Origin of the sequence: Acetomicrobium flavidum, assembly GCF_900129645.1 — a bacterium.
Classification (GTDB): domain Bacteria; phylum Synergistota; class Synergistia; order Synergistales; family Acetomicrobiaceae; genus Acetomicrobium; species Acetomicrobium flavidum.
Genome location: NZ_FSQZ01000001.1, coordinates 247,401 through 266,592 on the forward strand (window position 1 = coordinate 247,401; position 19,192 = coordinate 266,592).

20 protein-coding genes are annotated in these 19,192 nt (G+C 47.1%); 11 read left to right on the top strand and 9 right to left on the bottom strand.

The genetic code is table 11. The features are described from left to right. The first annotated feature begins 11 nt into the window (after positions 1-11). The 11 genes from BUQ78_RS01220 (at position 12) to tpiA (ending at position 11,598) form a co-directional block, all read left to right on the top strand. Positions 12-1,250: a molybdopterin molybdotransferase MoeA gene (locus tag BUQ78_RS01220; RefSeq protein ID WP_074199036.1), complete on the top strand. Its 1,239-nt coding sequence runs from the start codon at positions 12-14 to the stop codon at positions 1,248-1,250. Further along, entirely contained in the window at positions 1,244-3,148 is a 1,905-nt protein-coding gene (locus tag BUQ78_RS01225) for a molybdopterin biosynthesis protein (RefSeq protein WP_074199037.1), read from the top strand. The genes BUQ78_RS01220 and BUQ78_RS01225 overlap by 7 nt, the downstream gene beginning before the upstream one ends. After that, positions 3,139-4,113 (top strand): GTP 3',8-cyclase MoaA, encoded by a 975-nt coding sequence (gene moaA, locus BUQ78_RS01230; RefSeq protein ID WP_074199038.1) that lies wholly within the window; start codon positions 3,139-3,141, stop codon positions 4,111-4,113. Before BUQ78_RS01225 ends, moaA begins: the two co-directional genes overlap by 10 nt. Positions 4,114-4,117: 4 nt before the next feature. Next, on the top strand, positions 4,118-4,618 hold the full coding sequence (moaC, locus tag BUQ78_RS01235) for a cyclic pyranopterin monophosphate synthase MoaC (RefSeq protein ID WP_074199039.1): 501 nt from the start codon (positions 4,118-4,120) through the stop codon (positions 4,616-4,618). Continuing rightward, a complete protein-coding gene (locus BUQ78_RS01240) occupies positions 4,611-5,411 on the top strand; it encodes a MogA/MoaB family molybdenum cofactor biosynthesis protein (protein ID WP_074199040.1) in 801 nt (266 codons plus the stop codon). The genes moaC and BUQ78_RS01240 overlap by 8 nt, the downstream gene beginning before the upstream one ends. Then, positions 5,398-6,372, top strand: a complete 975-nt coding sequence (gene rapZ / locus BUQ78_RS01245; RefSeq protein WP_014806738.1) for an RNase adapter RapZ — start codon at positions 5,398-5,400, stop codon at positions 6,370-6,372. The genes BUQ78_RS01240 and rapZ overlap by 14 nt, the downstream gene beginning before the upstream one ends. Beyond that, the gene (locus tag BUQ78_RS01250) at positions 6,356-7,534 is read left to right on the top strand and encodes a gluconeogenesis factor YvcK family protein (RefSeq protein ID WP_074199041.1); all 1,179 of its coding nucleotides are present in this window, start codon (positions 6,356-6,358) and stop codon (positions 7,532-7,534) included. The genes rapZ and BUQ78_RS01250 overlap by 17 nt, the downstream gene beginning before the upstream one ends. Then, the gene (gene whiA / locus BUQ78_RS01255; RefSeq protein WP_074199042.1) at positions 7,495-8,379 is read left to right on the top strand and encodes a DNA-binding protein WhiA; all 885 of its coding nucleotides are present in this window, start codon (positions 7,495-7,497) and stop codon (positions 8,377-8,379) included. Before BUQ78_RS01250 ends, whiA begins: the two co-directional genes overlap by 40 nt. 120 nt (positions 8,380-8,499) lie before the next feature. Further along, complete coding sequence (gene gap, locus BUQ78_RS01260) at positions 8,500-9,513, top strand: type I glyceraldehyde-3-phosphate dehydrogenase (protein ID WP_014806735.1); 1,014 nt, start codon at positions 8,500-8,502, stop codon at positions 9,511-9,513. Positions 9,514-9,531: 18 nt separating this feature from the next. Continuing rightward, positions 9,532-10,722: a phosphoglycerate kinase gene (locus BUQ78_RS01265; RefSeq protein WP_074199043.1), complete on the top strand. Its 1,191-nt coding sequence runs from the start codon at positions 9,532-9,534 to the stop codon at positions 10,720-10,722. Between the two features lie 63 nt (positions 10,723-10,785). Further along, a complete protein-coding gene (gene tpiA / locus BUQ78_RS01270; RefSeq protein WP_074199044.1) occupies positions 10,786-11,598 on the top strand; it encodes a triose-phosphate isomerase in 813 nt (270 codons plus the stop codon). Between the two features lie 160 nt (positions 11,599-11,758). On the opposite strand, the gene rsfS is transcribed toward tpiA, so the two are convergent. From rsfS to BUQ78_RS01315, 9 genes are all read right to left on the bottom strand, one after another. Continuing rightward, positions 11,759-12,148, bottom strand: coding sequence for a ribosome silencing factor (gene rsfS, locus BUQ78_RS01275; RefSeq protein ID WP_014806732.1), 390 nt, complete (start codon positions 12,146-12,148; stop codon positions 11,759-11,761). Between the two features lie 71 nt (positions 12,149-12,219). Beyond that, complete coding sequence (locus tag BUQ78_RS01280; RefSeq protein WP_245529602.1) at positions 12,220-13,500, bottom strand: LCP family protein; 1,281 nt, start codon at positions 13,498-13,500, stop codon at positions 12,220-12,222. Between the two features lie 6 nt (positions 13,501-13,506). Continuing rightward, positions 13,507-14,145 (bottom strand): nicotinate-nucleotide adenylyltransferase, encoded by a 639-nt coding sequence (gene nadD / locus BUQ78_RS01285; RefSeq protein ID WP_014806730.1) that lies wholly within the window; start codon positions 14,143-14,145, stop codon positions 13,507-13,509. A 15-nt stretch (positions 14,146-14,160) separates the two neighbouring features. Next, on the bottom strand, positions 14,161-15,504 hold the full coding sequence (gene obgE, locus BUQ78_RS01290) for a GTPase ObgE (protein ID WP_074199045.1): 1,344 nt from the start codon (positions 15,502-15,504) through the stop codon (positions 14,161-14,163). A 78-nt stretch (positions 15,505-15,582) separates the two neighbouring features. Further along, complete coding sequence (rpmA, locus tag BUQ78_RS01295; RefSeq protein WP_014806728.1) at positions 15,583-15,858, bottom strand: 50S ribosomal protein L27; 276 nt, start codon at positions 15,856-15,858, stop codon at positions 15,583-15,585. Then, positions 15,855-16,190, bottom strand: coding sequence for a ribosomal-processing cysteine protease Prp (locus BUQ78_RS01300; protein WP_014806727.1), 336 nt, complete (start codon positions 16,188-16,190; stop codon positions 15,855-15,857). The genes rpmA and BUQ78_RS01300 overlap by 4 nt, the downstream gene beginning before the upstream one ends. A 4-nt stretch (positions 16,191-16,194) precedes the next feature. Next, entirely contained in the window at positions 16,195-16,512 is a 318-nt protein-coding gene (rplU, locus tag BUQ78_RS01305) for a 50S ribosomal protein L21 (RefSeq protein WP_014806726.1), read from the bottom strand. 133 nt (positions 16,513-16,645) lie between these two features. Continuing rightward, positions 16,646-18,298: a DNA repair protein RecN gene (locus tag BUQ78_RS01310; protein ID WP_074199046.1), complete on the bottom strand. Its 1,653-nt coding sequence runs from the start codon at positions 18,296-18,298 to the stop codon at positions 16,646-16,648. Next, the gene (locus tag BUQ78_RS01315) at positions 18,299-19,183 is read right to left on the bottom strand and encodes an NAD(+)/NADH kinase (RefSeq protein WP_074199047.1); all 885 of its coding nucleotides are present in this window, start codon (positions 19,181-19,183) and stop codon (positions 18,299-18,301) included. Positions 19,184-19,192 lie beyond the last annotated feature (9 nt).

The window sequence follows — 19,192 nt, forward strand, 5'->3', positions numbered from 1 at the left end:
GGTGTACAGTTATGGCTGGAGTAACAGAAGAATTGATCGGAAGGCTGGAAGCATTAAAGATGGTTTGCGACAAGTTAGCCTTCCCGATCGCCTTAAAACATGACACGGTTTCCATAAAAGAAGCCTTTGGGATGCGTTTGGCCAGAGAGGTTAAATCGCCTGAACCCTTTCCCTCCTTCTCCCGCAGCTTGCGCGATGGTTATGCGGTGAGAAGTGCCGATGTCATAGGTGCATCGACATCATCACCGGTTTTTTTGAAAAAATGTGGCACCATACCCATGGGACGCCTGACTGATGAATCGTTGCCCAAAGAAGGAGCAATGCAAATTTTTACCGGGGGCATTTTACCTCAAAATAGCGATGCTGTAGTAATGCTCGAAGACACAGAAGAAAGCGGACCTTGGATCGAGATAAGGAAAAGCGTCATGCCAGGAGAGAACGTAATTCTTAAGGGCGAAGAGGTAAAAAGCGGTGACATCGTCGGAAGCCCAGGAGAACTGCTCGATTTTAGAAATGTGCCGGCAATTGCCGGATTGGGCGTAGATCGTATCGACACGGTGGGCCTAAATATCGGCATTTTAAGCACCGGAGATGAGATAGTGGATATAGGAGCTCAATCTGTCCCTCCAGGATGCGTCAGGGATGTAAATAGCACTATGCTTCAGCTGATGCTCAAATCTTACGGATATAGGTCAACATTTCTTGGGATAGTGCCCGATGACCTTGAAATGCTGGAAATGGCCGTAAAAAATGCATTACCTGAAAACGACGTGGTAATCTTGAGCGGAGGCTCTTCCGTATCCAGTAGGGACTTTTGTCTTGAGGTAATGGAAAATTTGGATGCTCCCGGTTTGATAGTAAGAGGAGTAAACATGAGGCCGGGCAAGCCTACTTTGATAGGAGGAATCAAGGAAAAGGCAAAACTGATCATATCATTGCCAGGACATCCCCTATCATGTGCCATTGTGGCAAGGGTAATTTTGGTTCCATTGCTGGATATCATGATCGGTGGCATGGAATTATACGAGAAAAATTTCATGCCCGTCAAAATGAAGTGTCTTGATGATTTCATTGGTACAAGCGGAATTGAGGAATACGTGCCCGTTATATTACGAACAGATGGCGTCCTTCCCGTAAATTCTAAATCGGGCTATATATCTGCCTTAAGGGGGACCGCTGGCTTGGGCATGCTGCCGATAAACACCGAGACGTTGAGAAAGGGAGAGGAGATAGGAGTAATTCTATGGTAAAAGAACATTTGCCCCTGGAAGAGGTTTGGCAATTATTAAGAGCGAGATGGACCGGCAGACGGTTACCAGTCGAGCGCATTCCATTGCAACAGGCACATGGAGCATTGTTGGCCGAAGACATAGTTTCGCCGATCAATGTCCCTCACTATCCTGCGTCGGCCGTAGATGGTTATGCAGTGTTATCATCCTCCACCTCAATGGCTACAGCAGCTACTCCCGCAATTCTCGACGAAGGTCAATACCAATGGGTAAATACTGGCTCTTTCGTTCCGCCCGATTTTGATTCAGTTGCCATGGTAGAGGACACTTCCCTCAAGGACGGGAATTTATACGTATATGTTTCGTTGTCTCCCGGAGCTAACCTGAGACCCGTTGGAGAAGATATCGTAAAAGGCCAGATCGTTGCACACTTTGGAGACGCGGTTGACCCAAATTTAATGGCCTTGTTTTACGCCATAGGAATGCGTGAACTGCCAGTCCTATCGAGGCCTAAAGTTGTATTCATACCGACGGGTGACGAGATAGTTCCCAGAGGACATGTGGAAGATCCCAGCTATCTCCCGCCAGGAAAAGTGATGGAAAGCAATTCGGTCATGCTTGAATGCCTGTTTGAAAAGTGGAAGACCCCGCTATTCATAGGGCCGCACGTCAAAGATGACCTAAAGTCATTAAGGGAAGCCTTATTAAAGGCTGCCGAAGAATACGATTTAGTGTTGATTGGAGCGGGATCGGCTAAGGGAAAGAGGGACTTCACTGCTGAAGCCATTGAACATGAGGGTGAACTTTTGTTTCATTGGGTCTTGATGAAACCGGGTAGACCAGCGCTGCTTGGAGCGGTAAAAGACAAGCCCGTAGTCGGAATGCCGGGCTTTCCCATGTCTACCATGGTAGTCGCCTGGTCTGTCGTGTACCCTCTAGTGGAGCTTTTGATGAAGGGCAACTTAAACGAAGAAAAGTTCCTTGATGATGCCATGGGAACCAAGGAAAAGCTAAAGGCATCCCTACTGATGTCTCATACATCCCCTCAAGGGATAAGCGAATGGCTGAGAGTAAGGGCGGTTCAGCTTGGATCCAAGAGATACGTATGGCCCCTTTCTGGGGGTTCCAGTTCAATGCGGGCTACGGCCGAAGCTGACGGATTTGTATTGCTTTCTTCAAAGACTTACGAGTGTCCAAAGGGCAAGGAGCTGGAGGTAAGGTTGGTAAGAGACGTGCCATGGGAAAGCCGGGCATTATTTCAGGGCTCCGACGACCCCGCGGTAGCAAAGTTGGTTTCCTACGTTAGAAGAAGGGGTGCCGATCTGATCATACGTTCCGTTGGAAGTTTGGGAGGGCTGGCGGCCCTGGCAAGAGGAGAAGCCCATCTCTCAGCGGCTCATCTTTTAGACCCAGAGACGGGCTTTTACAACGACAGCTATATAGCGAGCTTCAAGCCGATGAGCGATAGGTGGAAACGATTTCTCTTGTTCTACAGACAGCAAGGTTTTATCGTAAAGAAGGGAAATCCAAAAGAGATAAAATCCATAGAAGATCTGGCACGCACTGACGTTCGCATAGTGAACAGGCAACCTGGTGCTGGGACACGAGTTTTATTGGATTCCATGTTGAAAGACCATGGAATAGACGCAAGTTTGATCAAAGGTTACGATGACCAAACCGTAACTCATTTAGATGCATCCTGCAGGGTTGCGTGGGGCCTGGCTGACGTCGCTTTGGGGATCAAATCAGCAGCGGATGCCCTGGATTTGGACTTCATCCCCATAACGGAAGAACCCTATGAGTTTGTCATACCGGAAGATGAGTTGCGTCACCCAGGGATTGCAGCATTACTCGATGCCATTTCAGACGAGGAATTTAGAGAAGAGGTTGACAGAATGGGGGGATATCGTTGGCCCTAGAGCTTGTCGATAAATTAGGACGAAGGTTAACGTACGTACGCATATCGGTTACTGATAGATGTAACTTTCGTTGTCGATATTGCATGCCTGCTCAGGGAGTAGAATGGATTCCCCATGATAGGATCATGAGATACGAGGAAATAGAATTGCTCGTTGGGATATTGACGGAACTTGGCGTCAAAAAAATTAGGTTAACCGGCGGAGAACCCTTTGTCAGGAAGGGCATTCCTCAGTTTTTGCGCACGTTACGACGTTTGTTTCCGGAGTTGGAACTCGCCGTCACGACGAACGCATCGCTGCTTGCTAATTATATTGATAACATAAAAGATCTAAATATCAACTTAAATATAAGTCTTGATACGCTTGACCCCGATAAATTTAAGGACATTACAAGGGTAGGGAACCTAGATGATGTATTAAAAGGCATCTCAATGTGGAGCGGGTTGGGTTTGCCGTTTAAGGTCAACACAGTCCTTATAAAGGGATTTAACGAAGATGAGATCCGGCCTTTGGCAGAATTTGCAAGAAAAATGGGTGGGGTGTTGAGGTTTATTGAGTTTATGCCCTTAGACCGAAGCGTGTGGTCGCAGGACTCCTTCATTCCAGCTTCATCGATAGAGGATTTGATTTTCTCTTCAGGGGATTGGAAGGAGTTGGAAAATAAGACCACGGATACTGATGGACCTGCAAGATATTTCGTTGACTTAAAGACCGGGCAAAAAATTGGAGTAATAGCTGCTGTTTCGCATCACTTTTGCGAGACGTGCAACAGGCTGAGGATAACGGCATCTGGAGAACTCAAGAATTGCCTATTTGCTTCTGGCGGAGTTGACTTGCTCTCGCCTTTAAGGGCTGGAGACTTAGACGAAGTTAAACACAGGATACTTCTTGCCTCCTGGGATAAACCTGAAAATTGGAAAAAGCAGATAAGCGGAGATAGGCATATGTCTCAAATAGGGGGATAATGTTATGGGGTCTATAACACATCTTGATGAATATGGCCATCCCAAGATGGTAGACGTGGGGGCTAAGGATCCCACAGAAAGAATGGCCAAAGCCTGCGGATGGATCATCTTGCCTCGCTCAGTTTACGATGTGGTTTGTAGGGGCGAAGCGCCAAAGGGAGACGTTCTAAAGATAGCAGAACTTGCTGGCATAATGGCTGCCAAGAGGACGTGGGAACTTATCCCTTTGTGTCACAACATAAGGATAGATCATGTTGAGGTGAGATGTGAGCTCGATGAAAAACGTTCAGGTATAAGGGTCACTTCCGATGTGTCAGCAAGGGAAGTCACTGGCGTTGAGATGGAGGCTTTAACTGCAGTCACTGTGGCCTTGCTTACCATATATGATATGTGCAAGGGAATTGATAAGGGAATGTATTTTGAAGATATACATCTTGCAGAAAAAAGCGGCGGTAAGAGCGGACATTACGTTTGGAAAGGGCAAGAGGTGCGCAAAGGTGATTAAAAAAAGGCTCATAAGGATCTTCGATGGACAAAAAGACTTGACTATGGCATATCTTCATAAGGGAAGCCTTGGTGAGGATATGGTAGATGGGATACCCCGGAAAATCTTTGTCACCGATCCCATGCCCCTACAGACCTTAAACGATCCATCGCAGTCTCTGACATTGGTCTTATCTCAAGGAATTGAAGATAAGAGCAATTTGATCTCCTTTTCCAATGGAGAGGTAATATTAAGGCTTACCGAAGACGATGAAGCGGAGATCTTTAAAGGCGGTTTTTTGAGCCTCTCTTCAGAGTACGAGGAATGGTTTCCGATATCCTTAGGGGTCATCACGGTAAGCGACAGAAGAAGCAGGGGTGAGTTGATAGATACATCAGGCCCGGCTTTGGAGAACTTAGCCCGTTCTATAGGTGCTATATGCCAGGAATATAAGATAGTACCGGACGATATTGACGAGATACGAAGAGTCGTATGCGATTGGTGTGACAAAAAATCCCTAAACCTGATTTTGCTAACTGGAGGCACGGGAATTTCTCAAAGAGACGTCACTCCTGAGGCATTACTGCCCTTGTCTGACAAGATCGTCTACGGCATAGGCGAGTACATGCGTTGGTCAACATCCTTATCTAATCCGATGTCCATCTTAAGTAGAGGTATCGCTATATCTAGGGGTAAAACGCTTTTGGTAGCTCTTCCGGGAAGTGAAAGGGGAGCTATTGAATGCTTTTCTGCCGTGTCTTTTTCCTTGAGACATGCAGTGGAGGTGCTTACGGACAGGCATGTTCACCATTGACAATAATTATGACAGCGGCATAGGCAAAAAAGATACCGAATTCAGTTACACACATCAACAAATTAATAAAACCATACCCAGATGTATCATAATAACGGGGATGTCAGGCGGTGGAAAATCTACCGCCTTAAAGGTATTGGAGGACATTGGCTTTTATGCGATCGATAACATCCCGCCAGCCATATTGCCACAGCTCATCGATATGTTGAATACACATGAAGCAGCTATCAATAACGGTGTTGCCGCGGTCATCGACGTGAGGGGAGGGGTCTTGCTCAAAGGATTTGAAAGCGTCACCAAAGCCCTCAGGGATAAGCTGCCCCTTGTAAGGGTGATCTTCTTGGATGCCAGCGATGAGATCTTGATCAGACGTTACGAGACTACCAGGAGGAGACATCCATTGGGAGTTGATCTACCTTTAAGCGAGATGATATCCAAAGAACGCGCCATGGTAGCTCCGGTAAGGGAGCTGGCAGATATAGTCATAAATACCAGTCATTTGAGCATTCATGAACTTAAGGACGCGATATTGAAATCGGTCGGGATCATCGACACAGAGCCATCGGTGATTATAACGTCCTTCGGTTACAAATACGGAATACCATCGGACAGCGATTATGTCTTCGATGTAAGGTTTCTTGAAAATCCCTTCTATTGCCCATCGCTGAGAGATCTCACCGGCATGGATAGGGAGGTGCAGGAATACTTGCTTAAATTTAGTGAGACGGTCCAATTTTATAATGAATCGTTGCAGTTTATAAAATTAGTACTTCCCTTATACAGAAAAACCGGAAAGCCGCAGGTTCACATCACGATAGGATGCACGGGCGGCAGACACCGTTCCGTGGCCTATGCCGAATGGCTTGCAAAGCATTTAAGCGATGAGGGGGAAAAGTGCATTGTAAGACATCGTGACATAGATAAGGATAAGGAGAAAATTGGCGATGTCATCGCTGGTTAGCTTCTTTGCCGGCGCTTTCATCGGTGGAGTTGTCGCTTATATATTTTCTCGAAGGGTAGCAAATGTCCAGTTTGACAACGCAAAGACTAGAGATAAATCCCAAAAAAAGAGGTATAAAGACATCTACATTCGCGCCTCCAATCAAAGGCTATCGTTAGGACCTTACATTGTTGCTATTGGCGGGGGTACGGGTCTATCGACTTTACTCAAGGGGCTTAAATGCTTTACCAGGAACATCACGGCCATCGTGACCGTGACCGATGAGGGCGGAAGCTCCGGTCGCCTGCGCCAGGAGTGGGGGGTACTTCCTCCGGGAGATATAAGAAACTGCCTTCTGGCACTGGCCGAAGACGATAGTTCGCTGAATCGCTTGCTTAATTTTCGCTTTGACAGAGGCGAACTGGCCGGACATAGCTTGGGCAATCTTTTGCTGCTTGCCGCGACGGAGATCGCGGGGGATTTTAGAAAGGGCATAGAGGAACTAAACTACATGCTTGCAATAAGGGGACAGGTCTTGCCTGTCACCACCGAAAGCGTATGCTTGGTGGGAAGGACGAAAAACGGCTCCAGGGTAGAGGGAGAATTGAATATAACAACCTGTGGCCCGGATTTGGAGGAACTATGGCTTGAACCCAGAAATGCCAAACCATTGCCAGAAGTGTTAAAGGCCATAAGCAACGCCGATCTTATAGTCTTAGGCCCTGGAAGTTTGTTTACCAGCGTAATACCAAACCTTCTCGTCGAGGAGGTCTCTAATGCTATACTAAACTCTTCAGCGCCCGTGGTTTATGTTTGTAATCTCATGACCCAGCCCCTTGAAACCGAGGGGTTTTCCGTATGGGATCACGCAAAATGGATCGCCAAGGTCCTCAGAAGGTTTCCCGATTTCGTTGTGGCAAACTCTACCCCTTTGCCGCAGGATATATCTTCCAGATATATCGCGGCCGGCTCCATGCCGTTGCTTGTGACACCGGAGGAGAGGGAGAAGTTCAAGAAGATCGGAGTATACCTGATAGAGGACAAATTATATAAAATTAACGAGGAAGGCAGCGTTCGGCATGACTCAGTCAAGTTAGCGGAATGTCTGGTAAGGATAGCAAGAAGTGCGAGGGAAAGGGAAATATGGAAAGAGTCGATACAATTCTCTGGGATGAGTGGGTAAATGGTGGACTATCCGATAAAAGCAAGAATGAAGCCGAGTGTTCTGGAATAGTAGAGGGAATTTTCGTAACACGAAAGATGAATTATGCAGTGCTGGCCTCCTTGAGGTTATGGGTCTTCAGGAGGCTTTATGCTATATGGAAACATACGCGATGGTCCGACATCAATTTTTCATCCTATATGAGGGTGCCGGAAAAGAAAAAGGGACGAGTTAAGCTAATCTTGCCTTCGGACCTCTATGAAGATATATCTGGGGCGCGGGCATCATGGGCTTGGTTGCGTGGCGCGTTTGGTGGCTGTGGATCCATATTTTGGCCTAAAAACGGATATCATTTGGTCTTTAGGATCAAAAATGATAAGCTTTGTGATAAGTTGACATCATTTTTAAACGTTAAAGGCATAAGACACACCGCAAGAGCTCATATGGGCAGCTATGAGATTCAGGTTCGCAATCATGACGCCATTTTGACCCTTTTGGCCGGAATGGAGCTCATGAAGACATCGCTTATCATCGAGGAGAAGGCGATAATAAGATCCGTCAAAAGCAGGGCTAACATGCAGGTTAACTGCGATACATCAAATATTCGAAGGAGCTTGAAGGCTGCTGAAAGGCAGCTTTATATAAGCAACTTGCTTCTTGAGGCAAACCTTGTCGACGACCTACCGCCAAACCTTCGCGATTTAGTGCTTGCACGACTTAATTTCCCCAGCGCCACGCTTCGTGAAATCGGACAGATCTTGCCTAAACCGGTAAGCAAAAGTACAGTAGAATATAGATGGAATAAACTGGAAACCATGGTCAATGGCCTTTTCGATAATAAAGACAATAATACACAAGCAAATTAGTAAGATAAAGAGATATATTGATGGTGTATATGTTAAATATAGAACTTGTACTTGGAGGCAATCGCTGCTACAATAATCTTTAAGAATTTTTTCAAAGATCAAGGGAGGTGGAGTGTTATCATGGCAAAAAGGGTTGCTATAAACGGTTTCGGAAGAATTGGTCGTTTGTGCATGAGAGCCATGATGCAGTACGATACTCAGAAGCTGTGCGAGGTTGTGGCCATAAACGATCTGGCATCTCCTGAGGTGCTTGGTTATCTGTTCAAGTACGACTCGGTGCATCGTCGTTATCCCGGAAATGTCGAGGTCGAAGGAGACAGCATAGTTGTCGACGGCCATAAGATCAAGGTATTTGCAGAGCCAGATCCTACAAAACTTCCGTGGAAGGACTTAGGCGTGGACATCGTCGTCGAATCTACGGGCCGATTTACCGATGGAGAAAAGGCAAAGGCGCATATAGCCGCCGGCGCCAAGAAAGTCATAATATCGGCTCCGGCATCCAATGAAGATATAACCATCGTCATGGGCGTCAACGAGGACAAATATGACCCTTCAAAGCACGTAATAATCTCTAATGCATCATGCACGACAAACTGCCTGGCTCCGGTCGTAAAGGTTTTGCACAAGGAGTTCGGAGTCCTTCGAGGCCTTATGACTACGGCCCACTCCTATACCAATGACCAGGTAACGCTCGACTTTCCGCACAAGAAGGACCCGGCTCGCGGAAGGGCAGCGGCACTTTCTATAATTCCCACGTCTACCGGTGCCGCCAAGGCCATAGGTAAGGTAATACCGGAGCTAAAGGGATTGCTCAACGGAATTGCCCTGCGCGTTCCTACGCCTGACGTCTCGATCGTAGACCTAGTCGCAGAGTTGAAAAGGCCGGTTACGGTGGAAGAGGTCAATGCTGCCATGAAGAAATACGCTGAAGGCGAATTAAAGGGCATATTGGCCTATGAACCCGGCCCCCTTGTCTCCGCCGACTTCATCGGAGATCCTCATTCCGCCATATTTATGCCAAACGAGACCATGGTCATAGATACGATGGTCAAGGTCTTTGCCTGGTACGATAACGAATGGGGTTATTCCTGCAGATTGGTGGATCTTGTAAACTACGTCGCAAGGGCTCTTTAAGCTGCGAGGTGATCTGCTATGCCCCTGAGGATCCCCGAAGCCAAAGATGTAGCGGGCAAAAAGGTATTGGTTAGAGTCGATTTCAATGTGCCAATGAAGGATGGCGCGGTAACGGATGATACGCGCATTAAGGCCCATCTTGAGACATTAAAATTCTTGAGGGACAGTGGCGCATTCATCTCTTTGGTCTCCCACCTGGGGAGACCAAAGGAGGGGAAGGATCCGGAGTTTTCGCTTAAGCCAGTAGCGGATCATTTGGGCAATGTAACTGGCTGGAAGGTGCGATTCGTTCCGGATTGCATTGGTGTGGCAGTTGAAGAGGCGGTGGCATCGCAGTCGCAGGATGAGATTTTGGTCCTGGAAAACGTCCGTTTCTACAAGGAGGAGACTAAAAACGATCCATCCTTTGCCAAAAAGCTCGCACGGCCCTTCGAGGTATTCGTCATGGATGCCTTCAGCGCTGCCCATAGAGCACACGCATCAACTCGAGGAGTGGCGGATTACCTTAAGCCCTTTGCAGGATTCTTGGTCAAGAAGGAGATAGAGGCTCTAAGCGTGGTAAGGGACAATCCCATGCATCCCTATGTGTTGATCCTTGGCGGTGCCAAGGTATCCGATAAGATCGGCGTCATCGAAAACCTCCTTTCAAAAGTCGATCATATAGTGATCGGCGGCGGCATGGCCTATACATTCCTCAAGGCAAAAGGTCATGGAATAGGAAAGTCCTTATGTGAGGAGGATAAAATCGAGTACGCCAAAAAAATGTTGTCCCTTGCCGATAGCAAGGGGGTCAAGATTCATCTGCCCTTTGATTCCGTCATTGCCGATGAGATAAAAGATGGCGTGACTGCTCAAGTTGTCGATGTCGAAAAGGGCATACCCGACGACATGATGGGACTGGACATTGGGCCAAAGACCGCCAAGGCCTTCTGCGACGTCATAAAAGAGGCCAATACCGTGTTCTGGAACGGCCCTATGGGCGTATTCGAGCTTGAGACCTTCAGGGCAGGCACTAAAAACGTCGCTATGGCAGTAGCCGAAGTCACTAAAAGAGGAGGTCATACCGTCGTAGGCGGAGGCGATACGGCGGCGGCGGTGAACTTGCTTGGATTTTCCGAGCAGATGACCCATGTGTCGACGGGTGGCGGAGCAAGCCTCGAGTTCATGGAAGGGAAAATGCTTCCCGGCATAGAGCCGTTGATCCTTTAGGAATTTGATCTTAAGCGGAGCGTGAATGTGCGCTCCGCTTAAATTTAGGAGGTAAGCTTTAAAATGAAAAAGCGCATTCCTTTTTTTGCCGGCAATTGGAAGATGAACAAGGGACCGTCTGAAACCGAAAGGTTCATTAGAGAATTGGCCACCGCTATAGTTGGAGATGAAGCTGTTTTTGGGGCAGTAAAGGCCAATGAAATTGAGATTGGCGTCTTTCCGCCCTTCGTAAGCCTGGAACGCGCAAAGAGCGCCATAGAATCAGCGAACGCCTTGATATCCCTAGGCGCTCAAAACATGCATTGGGAAGATAGCGGTGCCTTTACGGGCGAGGTTTCCGGCACGATGATCAAGGAAACGGGGTGTAAATACGTAATCCTTGGACATAGTGAAAGGCGTCACATATTTGGCGAGACCGACGATATGATTGAAATGAAGATGAGGAAGGCGATTGCCTTAGGCATCAAGCCGGTTCTGTGCGTAGGAGAGACCTTGGAAGAAAGGGATAAAGGAATGACCAAATCCGTGGTGGAGGGGCAACTGAAGGAGGCCTTTAAAGCCCTTGGAACGCCTCAAACTTTCGAAATAGGTGTAGTTATAGCTTACGAGCCAGTTTGGGCCATTGGGACGGGCCGTAAAGCCAGCGATGAGGACGCTCAAAGGGTGTGTGCCTTCATAAGGAGCTTTTTAGAAAGCAACTTCGGCTCGCACGTCGCTCAAGCGGTCCGCATCCTTTATGGTGGAAGCGTCAAGCCGGACAACGCCATGGGCTTGATGTCTCAACAGGATATCGACGGAGCTTTGATTGGCGGCGCATCACTGGATGTCAGCAGTTTTATTGGCATAATCAAAAATGCCATGACTTCAAACGCATAGCATCGATAGAATCATAGAAAAGACGCGGAGGAGTTAAGCTAAATAATAAAAATGGGCAAAATTTCGCCTTAAACGTAACATAAGATACATTATAGGACACTTCGAAAGTCCCTAAAAAAGGGCGAAGGATTGATTGATCCTTCGCCCTTTTTGCTATTTGTTAACATACGCTGGCCGTCGAAAGGATTTCGCCGTCTTCATCATATTGTAATTGAGGCGCGTCTCCCCAAATGCGCTCCAGGTTATAAAACTCGCGACCTTCGGAGCTGAATATATGAATTATCACGTCGCCACAGTCTATAAGGCGCCACAGGTTGCTATTTTTACCCTCGACGATGTATTCCACATGGCGCTCGTCAAGAGCTTCCGTCACGATATCTAAAAGCGCCTTCATATGAGCGTCGGAGATACTGCTTGTGATGAAAAAGACATCAGCAAAGCCGGATACCTCACTTATGTCTATCGAAATGATATCTTTGGCCTTTTTTGAGGCTAAGACCTTGGGTATCCACCCATACCGCCTTACCAAATCCTCCTTAAGGATGTTCAATCACCTCTCCTTTGTATTTTATTTTCAGTTAAATTATACCTCAATAATCAATAATCGTCAGAAGCACCCGATCATTGAATGCCGAGGTTCTTTTCGAGTTGGCTTAGTATAGTCTTGTAATCGTGTCCTATAATGATCGTAAGGTAGGACGATCCATCGCTAGGTTTAATAAGGTTATTTTGAATTCCGAGTAACATGCCTAGCGTTTTGGCTTCATTTTCTAAGTTACGTGGATAACTGATTGATGTATAATGATAATCAAAGTGTCTCGCATTACTCTTATAGGCAATGTCCACACCGCAGCGTTGTAATAGGTCTGCCACCTGGTTTGCTATGCTTGGAGTACCATCGCCGTTTAGGATGGCCACTTTGCTTTTAATTTCCCGAGCTATAGCCATCCTGTCTATGCGCGAACCGTCAGCATCCTCCCTAAATTGCTCGGGGGTCTCCTCCTCCATTATTTGGTCGTTTTCCTCGATAGCAGCATCCTTCACCGGTGTAGATAGTATCTCTATGGCTCTATTTACATCACCCAGCCAATAGCTTACACCAGACAGAAGCGCAGGCTTTCCCGGCAACGTGAAGAATCTGATGTTCTCTTGGGGCATGTCCCTAAAGTACATGGCAAGCTGTATAGCCTCTTCCAGCGGAAGATCTGTTTGCACGGTCTGCATGACTTCTTTGATCAACATGGGCAGTTTTGCGTTCATGCCCTGATCTGCGATTTTTTGAAGCAATGCCATCATGAACTGTTGTTGTCTTTTTATCCTCCCTATGTCACCTAAAGCGTCATGGCGAAACCTGACGAATTTCAGTGCCGTCTCTCCATCCATATGTTGCAACCCAGGCTTAATGTCTATGTAAAGACCTGCCGCTCTGTCAACATATTTCAGCCTTTTTTCTACGTTGATGTCTACTCCACCTAATAGATCTACCAGTTTGGGGAAGGTGCTGTAATCAAGCTCTATGTGATAATGAATGGGCATCCCAAGGTAATTTACGATCGTCCTGCTAAGCAGATCCCAACCACCGTAGGGATAGGCATGATTTATCTTGTTCCAGCCGTGTCCAGGGATCTGTACTCTCGTATCTCTTGGGATGGACAGTATCTGAATGCTCTTGTTATCCAGATCCAGTATCGTAAACAGTATAGTATCGGGACGTTGTGAGTCTTCAGTGTTATCCTTTCCTATGATACATATATTGATTTTCCCTGTTTTTTCGTCATGCAAAACCGTTTGTTTGATCGATTCAACCTTTGGAGTAAAGAAACCGTGCAGGCGCGTATAAGCTCCTCCAACGATGGCTATAATCATGACAACTACGAGCAATGCAAAGCGTGTCCTAGTCAAACGATGTCACCTTCCCTCTAACGTGTAAAGGGTCTTTTTGTAAATGTAGTGCTCGACGGTCCAAGGCAAAAAGTACCTTATACTTTGACCGGCGGCAACGCGACGCCTTATTTCAGTGCTAGATATAGCCAGCAAAGGTATTTCGAGTGGTATGACTGCCCTTTTGATCTCCTCGGGCAACGACTCCAGTTGTGATATGTCGTAGCCAGGCCTGGATGCAGCTACTATGTGAGCTAACTGCGCGATTGCAAAAGGCTCCTTCCATGTTGGTATCTGTAGCACCGCGTCTATGCCTGTTATGAAGAAAAATTCGGCCTCCTTAGGAAGATACCAATGCCTCATCTCCCTAAGGGTATCTATGGTGTAAGATGGACCCTCCCGTTCAATCTCTATTTTCGATATTTTAAAGTGAGGATTATCAACAATGGCCATACAGGTCATTATGTAACGATCCTCTGCCGGCGTTATATTCTTAAAACTTTTATGAGGAGGGTCTCCCGTTGGAACAAATATTATTTCCGACAGGTTTAAAGAAGTATAAGCCTCCTCGGCAACCACCAGGTGACCAAAATGTATTGGGTCAAAGGTGCCTCCCATTATGCCAACCTTTATCCTGCTCATGAAGTTTGAACGCCTCTGAGGCAAGATGATATCCTCCCCTTATTCCCCATCCTCGTCAATATCGATATCACCTGTGTCGATTTCACATTCGGCATCTATGTCAGGTATATACTCGAACTCCATATCGCCAATACAAACCGTATCTCCTTCTTTTGCCCCCATGTCTGACAGCATCCCTTCGATACCAAGCCTTGCTATAATTTTACTAAAACGCATTATTGCCTCGTCTTGCTCGAAGTCATACCTTTCAACCAATTCTTCAAGATATCGGTTGATTATCCTAAACCTACCTTCTCCAACGGATTCAATCTTTACCTTAGAAGGTTGGACCATCTCTTCCCTTACGGCATGTTTGAGAGGATATAGCCTTTTAATTCCCTCGCAATTTATCTCCGAAAGCCTTTGTAAAAGCGATGAAGAAAGCTCATCAATCCCTTGTTTTGTAACGGCACTGGTAAACTTGATTTCTTGCCCCAACTCTTTTGCCCACCTTGCTACCTGTTCCAGGAAGGAACTATCCTTGACAAGGTCGACCTTATTTGCAACAAGCAGGGATGGTTTTTTAAGGATTTCTCTGTTATAATTGCCTGTTTCATCTCTTAAAGTACACCATTGTTTATTTAGGTCCTCCATCGAATTGCTGGACAAGTCCAACACATACAATATCAACCTCGTCCGCTCGATGTGTCTCAAAAACGACAGGCCCAAACCCCTGTTCTCCGATGCCCCTTGGATCAGACCAGGTATATCGGCAAGCAACATCTTTCTGTCCTCCAGGAGTAATACGCCAAGGTTTGGAGTTAACGTTGTAAATGGATAATCTGCTATCTTTGGCTTAGCGTTGGACAAACACGCCAGTAAACTGGATTTGCCGACATTGGGAAGTCCTACCATGCCAACATCGGCTAGTATTTTAAGCTCAAGCACTAAGCGCCTTGACTGTCCGTTTTCGCCCTTCTCGGAAAAACGGGGAGCTTGATTTGTGGAAGTTGCAAAGGTAGCATTGCCCCTCCCTCCCCTTCCGCCTAAAGCGACAAGGAGCATATCTCCCGGCTCTACCAGGTCGCCTAGCGGCTCACCGCTATCGGCATCCCACACTATGGTCCCGCAGGGGACCTCTATGATGAGGTCTTCTCCGTCCTTGCCATTGCGATTTGCCTTTTGACCGTTTTGTCCAGACTGTGCCTTAAATTCTGTCTTGTACGTGAACTCTTCCAGGGTTTGCAGTCTATCCGTTGCCTTTAAATATACGTTTCCGCCCCTTCCTCCGTTACCACCGTCCGGGCCGCCTTTCGGGACGTACTTTTCTCTCCTAAAGCTCATGCATCCGTTACCACCGCGACCTGCATGTACTACTATCTCGCCTCTATCTATAAACTTCAATTTGCATCACCCGTAATAGAATAGGGACCTGACATAATAGGCCCCTATTCGGCAAATTTGCCACTTCAAGCTTCAATGCTACTCAACAGGGATTACGCTTACGTACTTTCTATTGCCCTTATCCTCGAACTTGACCACGCCTTTCGCGAGTGCAAAGAGCGTGTAGTCCCTACCCAATCCCACATTTAGGCCGGGATGCACTTTTGTCCCCCGCTGACGAATGATGATATTGCCGGCATTAACCAGCTGGCCGTCATATCTTTTAACGCCAAGCCTCTTGCTAATGCTGTCCCTTCCGTTTTGGCTGCTGCCCTGACCCTTTTTATGGGCAAATAGCTGTATATTGAACTTCATTTTTTATTCACCTCCACAATATGGACATACTTGGGATATGAATCTGCGATAGACCTCAGGCTTCTCAATACGGTATCTATAACTGCCCTTGATCTATCGTCTTCAAGGTCGCTTTCTCTCCAGAGTATAAAAAACCTTGGCTCCTCTTCGTCTATCTCATAGACTGTATCCTGTATTCCTAAGACATCTCTCAACCCTAAAAGCAAGGCATGCATCAATGTAGATACTGCTGCGCAAACGATGTCTTTCCCTCTTGGTGCATATCCGCTGTGACCTCGAGCTTGAACGGATAGGGGACCCTTTTTGTCGACAGAAATGCGAACCTCGATCATCGAACTAATACTTCACGGACAATATCTCGATCTCCGAATAAGGTTGACGGTGGCCCTTGAATCGCTGATAGTTGGTCTTGTTCTTGAACTTGAATACTATGACCTTCTTATCTTTGCCGTGGCTTTTTATGGATGCCTCCACATAAGCCCCCGGGACCGTGGGATTTCCGACCTTAACTCCCTGCTCATCGGATATCAACAACACACGATCCAGCGTGACCACATCGCCTGGATTTCCATTGATCTTTTCGACCTTCAGTACATCTCCCGGCGTCACGCGATACTGCTTGCCTCCAGTTTCGATAATAGCGTAGCCCAACATCCTTACCCCCTCTCGCTGAGAACTTCGGGCGGCCTGCTGCCTTTAAAAACCCGTCTCAAGCGGTGATTATCCCACACTTATGGGACTTATGCATTCTAAATAAGAAAGTCCATGAAGTCAATAAGGAAGGCTCTTATTTTTCACGCAATCCTAACAGGCGCTCGGCGTGCATAAGGGCTTCCTTTATCTCGCTTGTGCCGGATAACATGCGTGCGATTTCCTGAACTCTTTCATCGTCGCTGAGCTCTCTTACGTACGATTCTTCCCCTTCCTTAGTGACGCGGAAGTGCTGGTCAGCAAGAGAAGCAATAGTAGCTTCATGAGTTATCAGGATAATCTGGCATTTCGTAGAGAGCTCCTTGAGCTTGAGACCAACGAGCAAAGCGGCCTTCCCCCCCAATCCCGCCTCCACTTCATCGACAACTAGGAGTTTGGGCAAGGTGCCCTCGGGCAAAGCCATTTGCAAGGCTAGCAATATGCGACTCAGCTCACCTCCGGAGGCTATCCTGGAGACCGGCACAGGCGAGCTGTCGTTCGTCTCGATCATAAAGGTTACAACCTCTGCCCCGTTGGCGCGTACTTTTTTCATCTCTTCTATATTTATCGTAAGCCTTGCGGCCTCCATGCCCAGGTCCTTTAAGTGAGAGTTGACGGCTTCTTCAAGTTGTCTTGCTATCTTGACCCTGGAAGATCGCAGGTCCAGAGCATGTTGGCTGACATCCTTCTTTAGCTTATTAAGCTTTTCTCTCATAACTTCTATCTCAGCTAGGCTTTCCGATAACCAGGACATTTCCCTCTCTGCTGTAGAATAATATTCTGCCAACTCCTCAACCGTTGAAACGCGTGCGATCCGCTTGCATTTTCTAAGCCTACCAAGCTTGGATTCAAGCTCCTCCTGTCTATGCTGCAGATCTTCCGGGGAGGCTTCAGCCGCTAAGATCTCCCTAATTTGGCGTATCAACTCCTGCAGTGCAATCAGGGCCCTTTGGCTAGCCTGGTCGATCTTTTCGTTAGAACCAAGCAAGGATTTAAGCCTCATGGCAATGCTTTGAAGCTCTCCCTCAAGCCCTCCCGCGGCCATCCCACCCTCTAAGACCGCCAAGATGCGCTCCAGCTCTTCCCTTCTGTTTAATGCATCTTTTACCATCCTCAGCTCGTTTTCCCATTCATATTCGCTGGAAGGTGACGGGTTAAGCGATTTTAGCAGTTGTATTAACTCTAGGGCACCATTATAGCGCTCCTCGATATCTTTTCTTTTTTGGTAAAGGTCTTGTATCTTTCTTTCCATCTCAACCGCTCTGTGAAAGATATTTGACATAAATATCTTTTTCTTCATGAGCTCTGCTCCACCGTAACTGTCTAGAAGATCGAGTTGATTATTTTCGTCGAGCAGGTCAAGCTGAGAAAATTGACTTTGTATGTGCATGAAATGAGTCATAGCTCTTGAAAGGACATTTAGCGGAACAACGTGCCCCTGTATGTAGGACTTGCTCCTTCCCTCAGAGGTTATGACTCTCCTTACCACCCATGTGCCTTCCTGCGGTTGAAGTTCCTCCGGCAAGGATGGGATATTGTCGGCTAAAAATGCGCCTTCGACCTCACCCGTTGCCTTGCCAACGCGAAGATAGTTTACTTGAGCCCTTTTTCCAGCCAGCAGCTCTAGGGCCCTCACTAAGCTGCTTTTTCCTGTGCCGCTTTCTCCGGTAATTGCGATAAAATTACCCTTAAACCTCAAGGAGGCCGTAGTGATGCCACCAACATTTTTCACGTGAAGCTCCTCCAGCACTTACCACTCCTCCTCGCCTTGGCGAATGCTGACGTTGCCCCACTGTAACTTCTCTCTCAAAAGGTCAAAATAGTTGTCTTCCAGCAGCTCCACAGTCAATACATTTTTATCCTTCGCCAAGGATATGTCGATTCTGTCTTTGACCATCAGCTCATAACCGAGTTGGCCATCTTGGGTCAAATATATCTCCTTTTGATCGCTTTTTGGTATCAGAGATATCATATCATCGGGCCCAAGCACCAACGGCCTTGCGTATAACGTATGCGGACAAATTGGCACCATGACCATGGCATCCACATGGGGAGGCAATATTGGCCCTCCTGCCGACAAGGCATACGCCGTAGACCCAGTTGGAGTGGACACTATAATGCCATCTGCCGGAAATAAGCTCAAGAAATAGTCATTTACCCTGGATTCCACCTCTATCAGGCGAGCTAAGGGTCCCTTTGTTACGACCAAATCGTTCAATGCGTACAGCACGTGTACGAGGCTGCCCTTGCGGGTCACGTTTCCTCTTAGTACTCTACGCCTTTGGATTCTATATCCCCCGGATAGGATCCTTTCGATCTCCTCTTCAGCCATTTGAGGGTTCCCTGTCGCCAGAAAACCAAGGCGACCCACGTTGATGCCATAAAGAGGGATCTCATAATCCATTACCATGCGGGCAGCTCTCAAAAAGGTACCGTCTCCTCCAAGAACTATTCCAAAATCCACAGGATTTATGGATATATTCCAATCGTATTCCGGCAATCCCAACATGGCCGATTCATGGGAGGGAGCGACGAAGGAAACTCCCCTCTTTTTGCTCCATCCCATCAACTTATAAGCCAACTCAAGTGCCGTAGGTTTTCTAGTGTTAACTATTAGAAGTACTCGGTTTTCCATAACCCATCC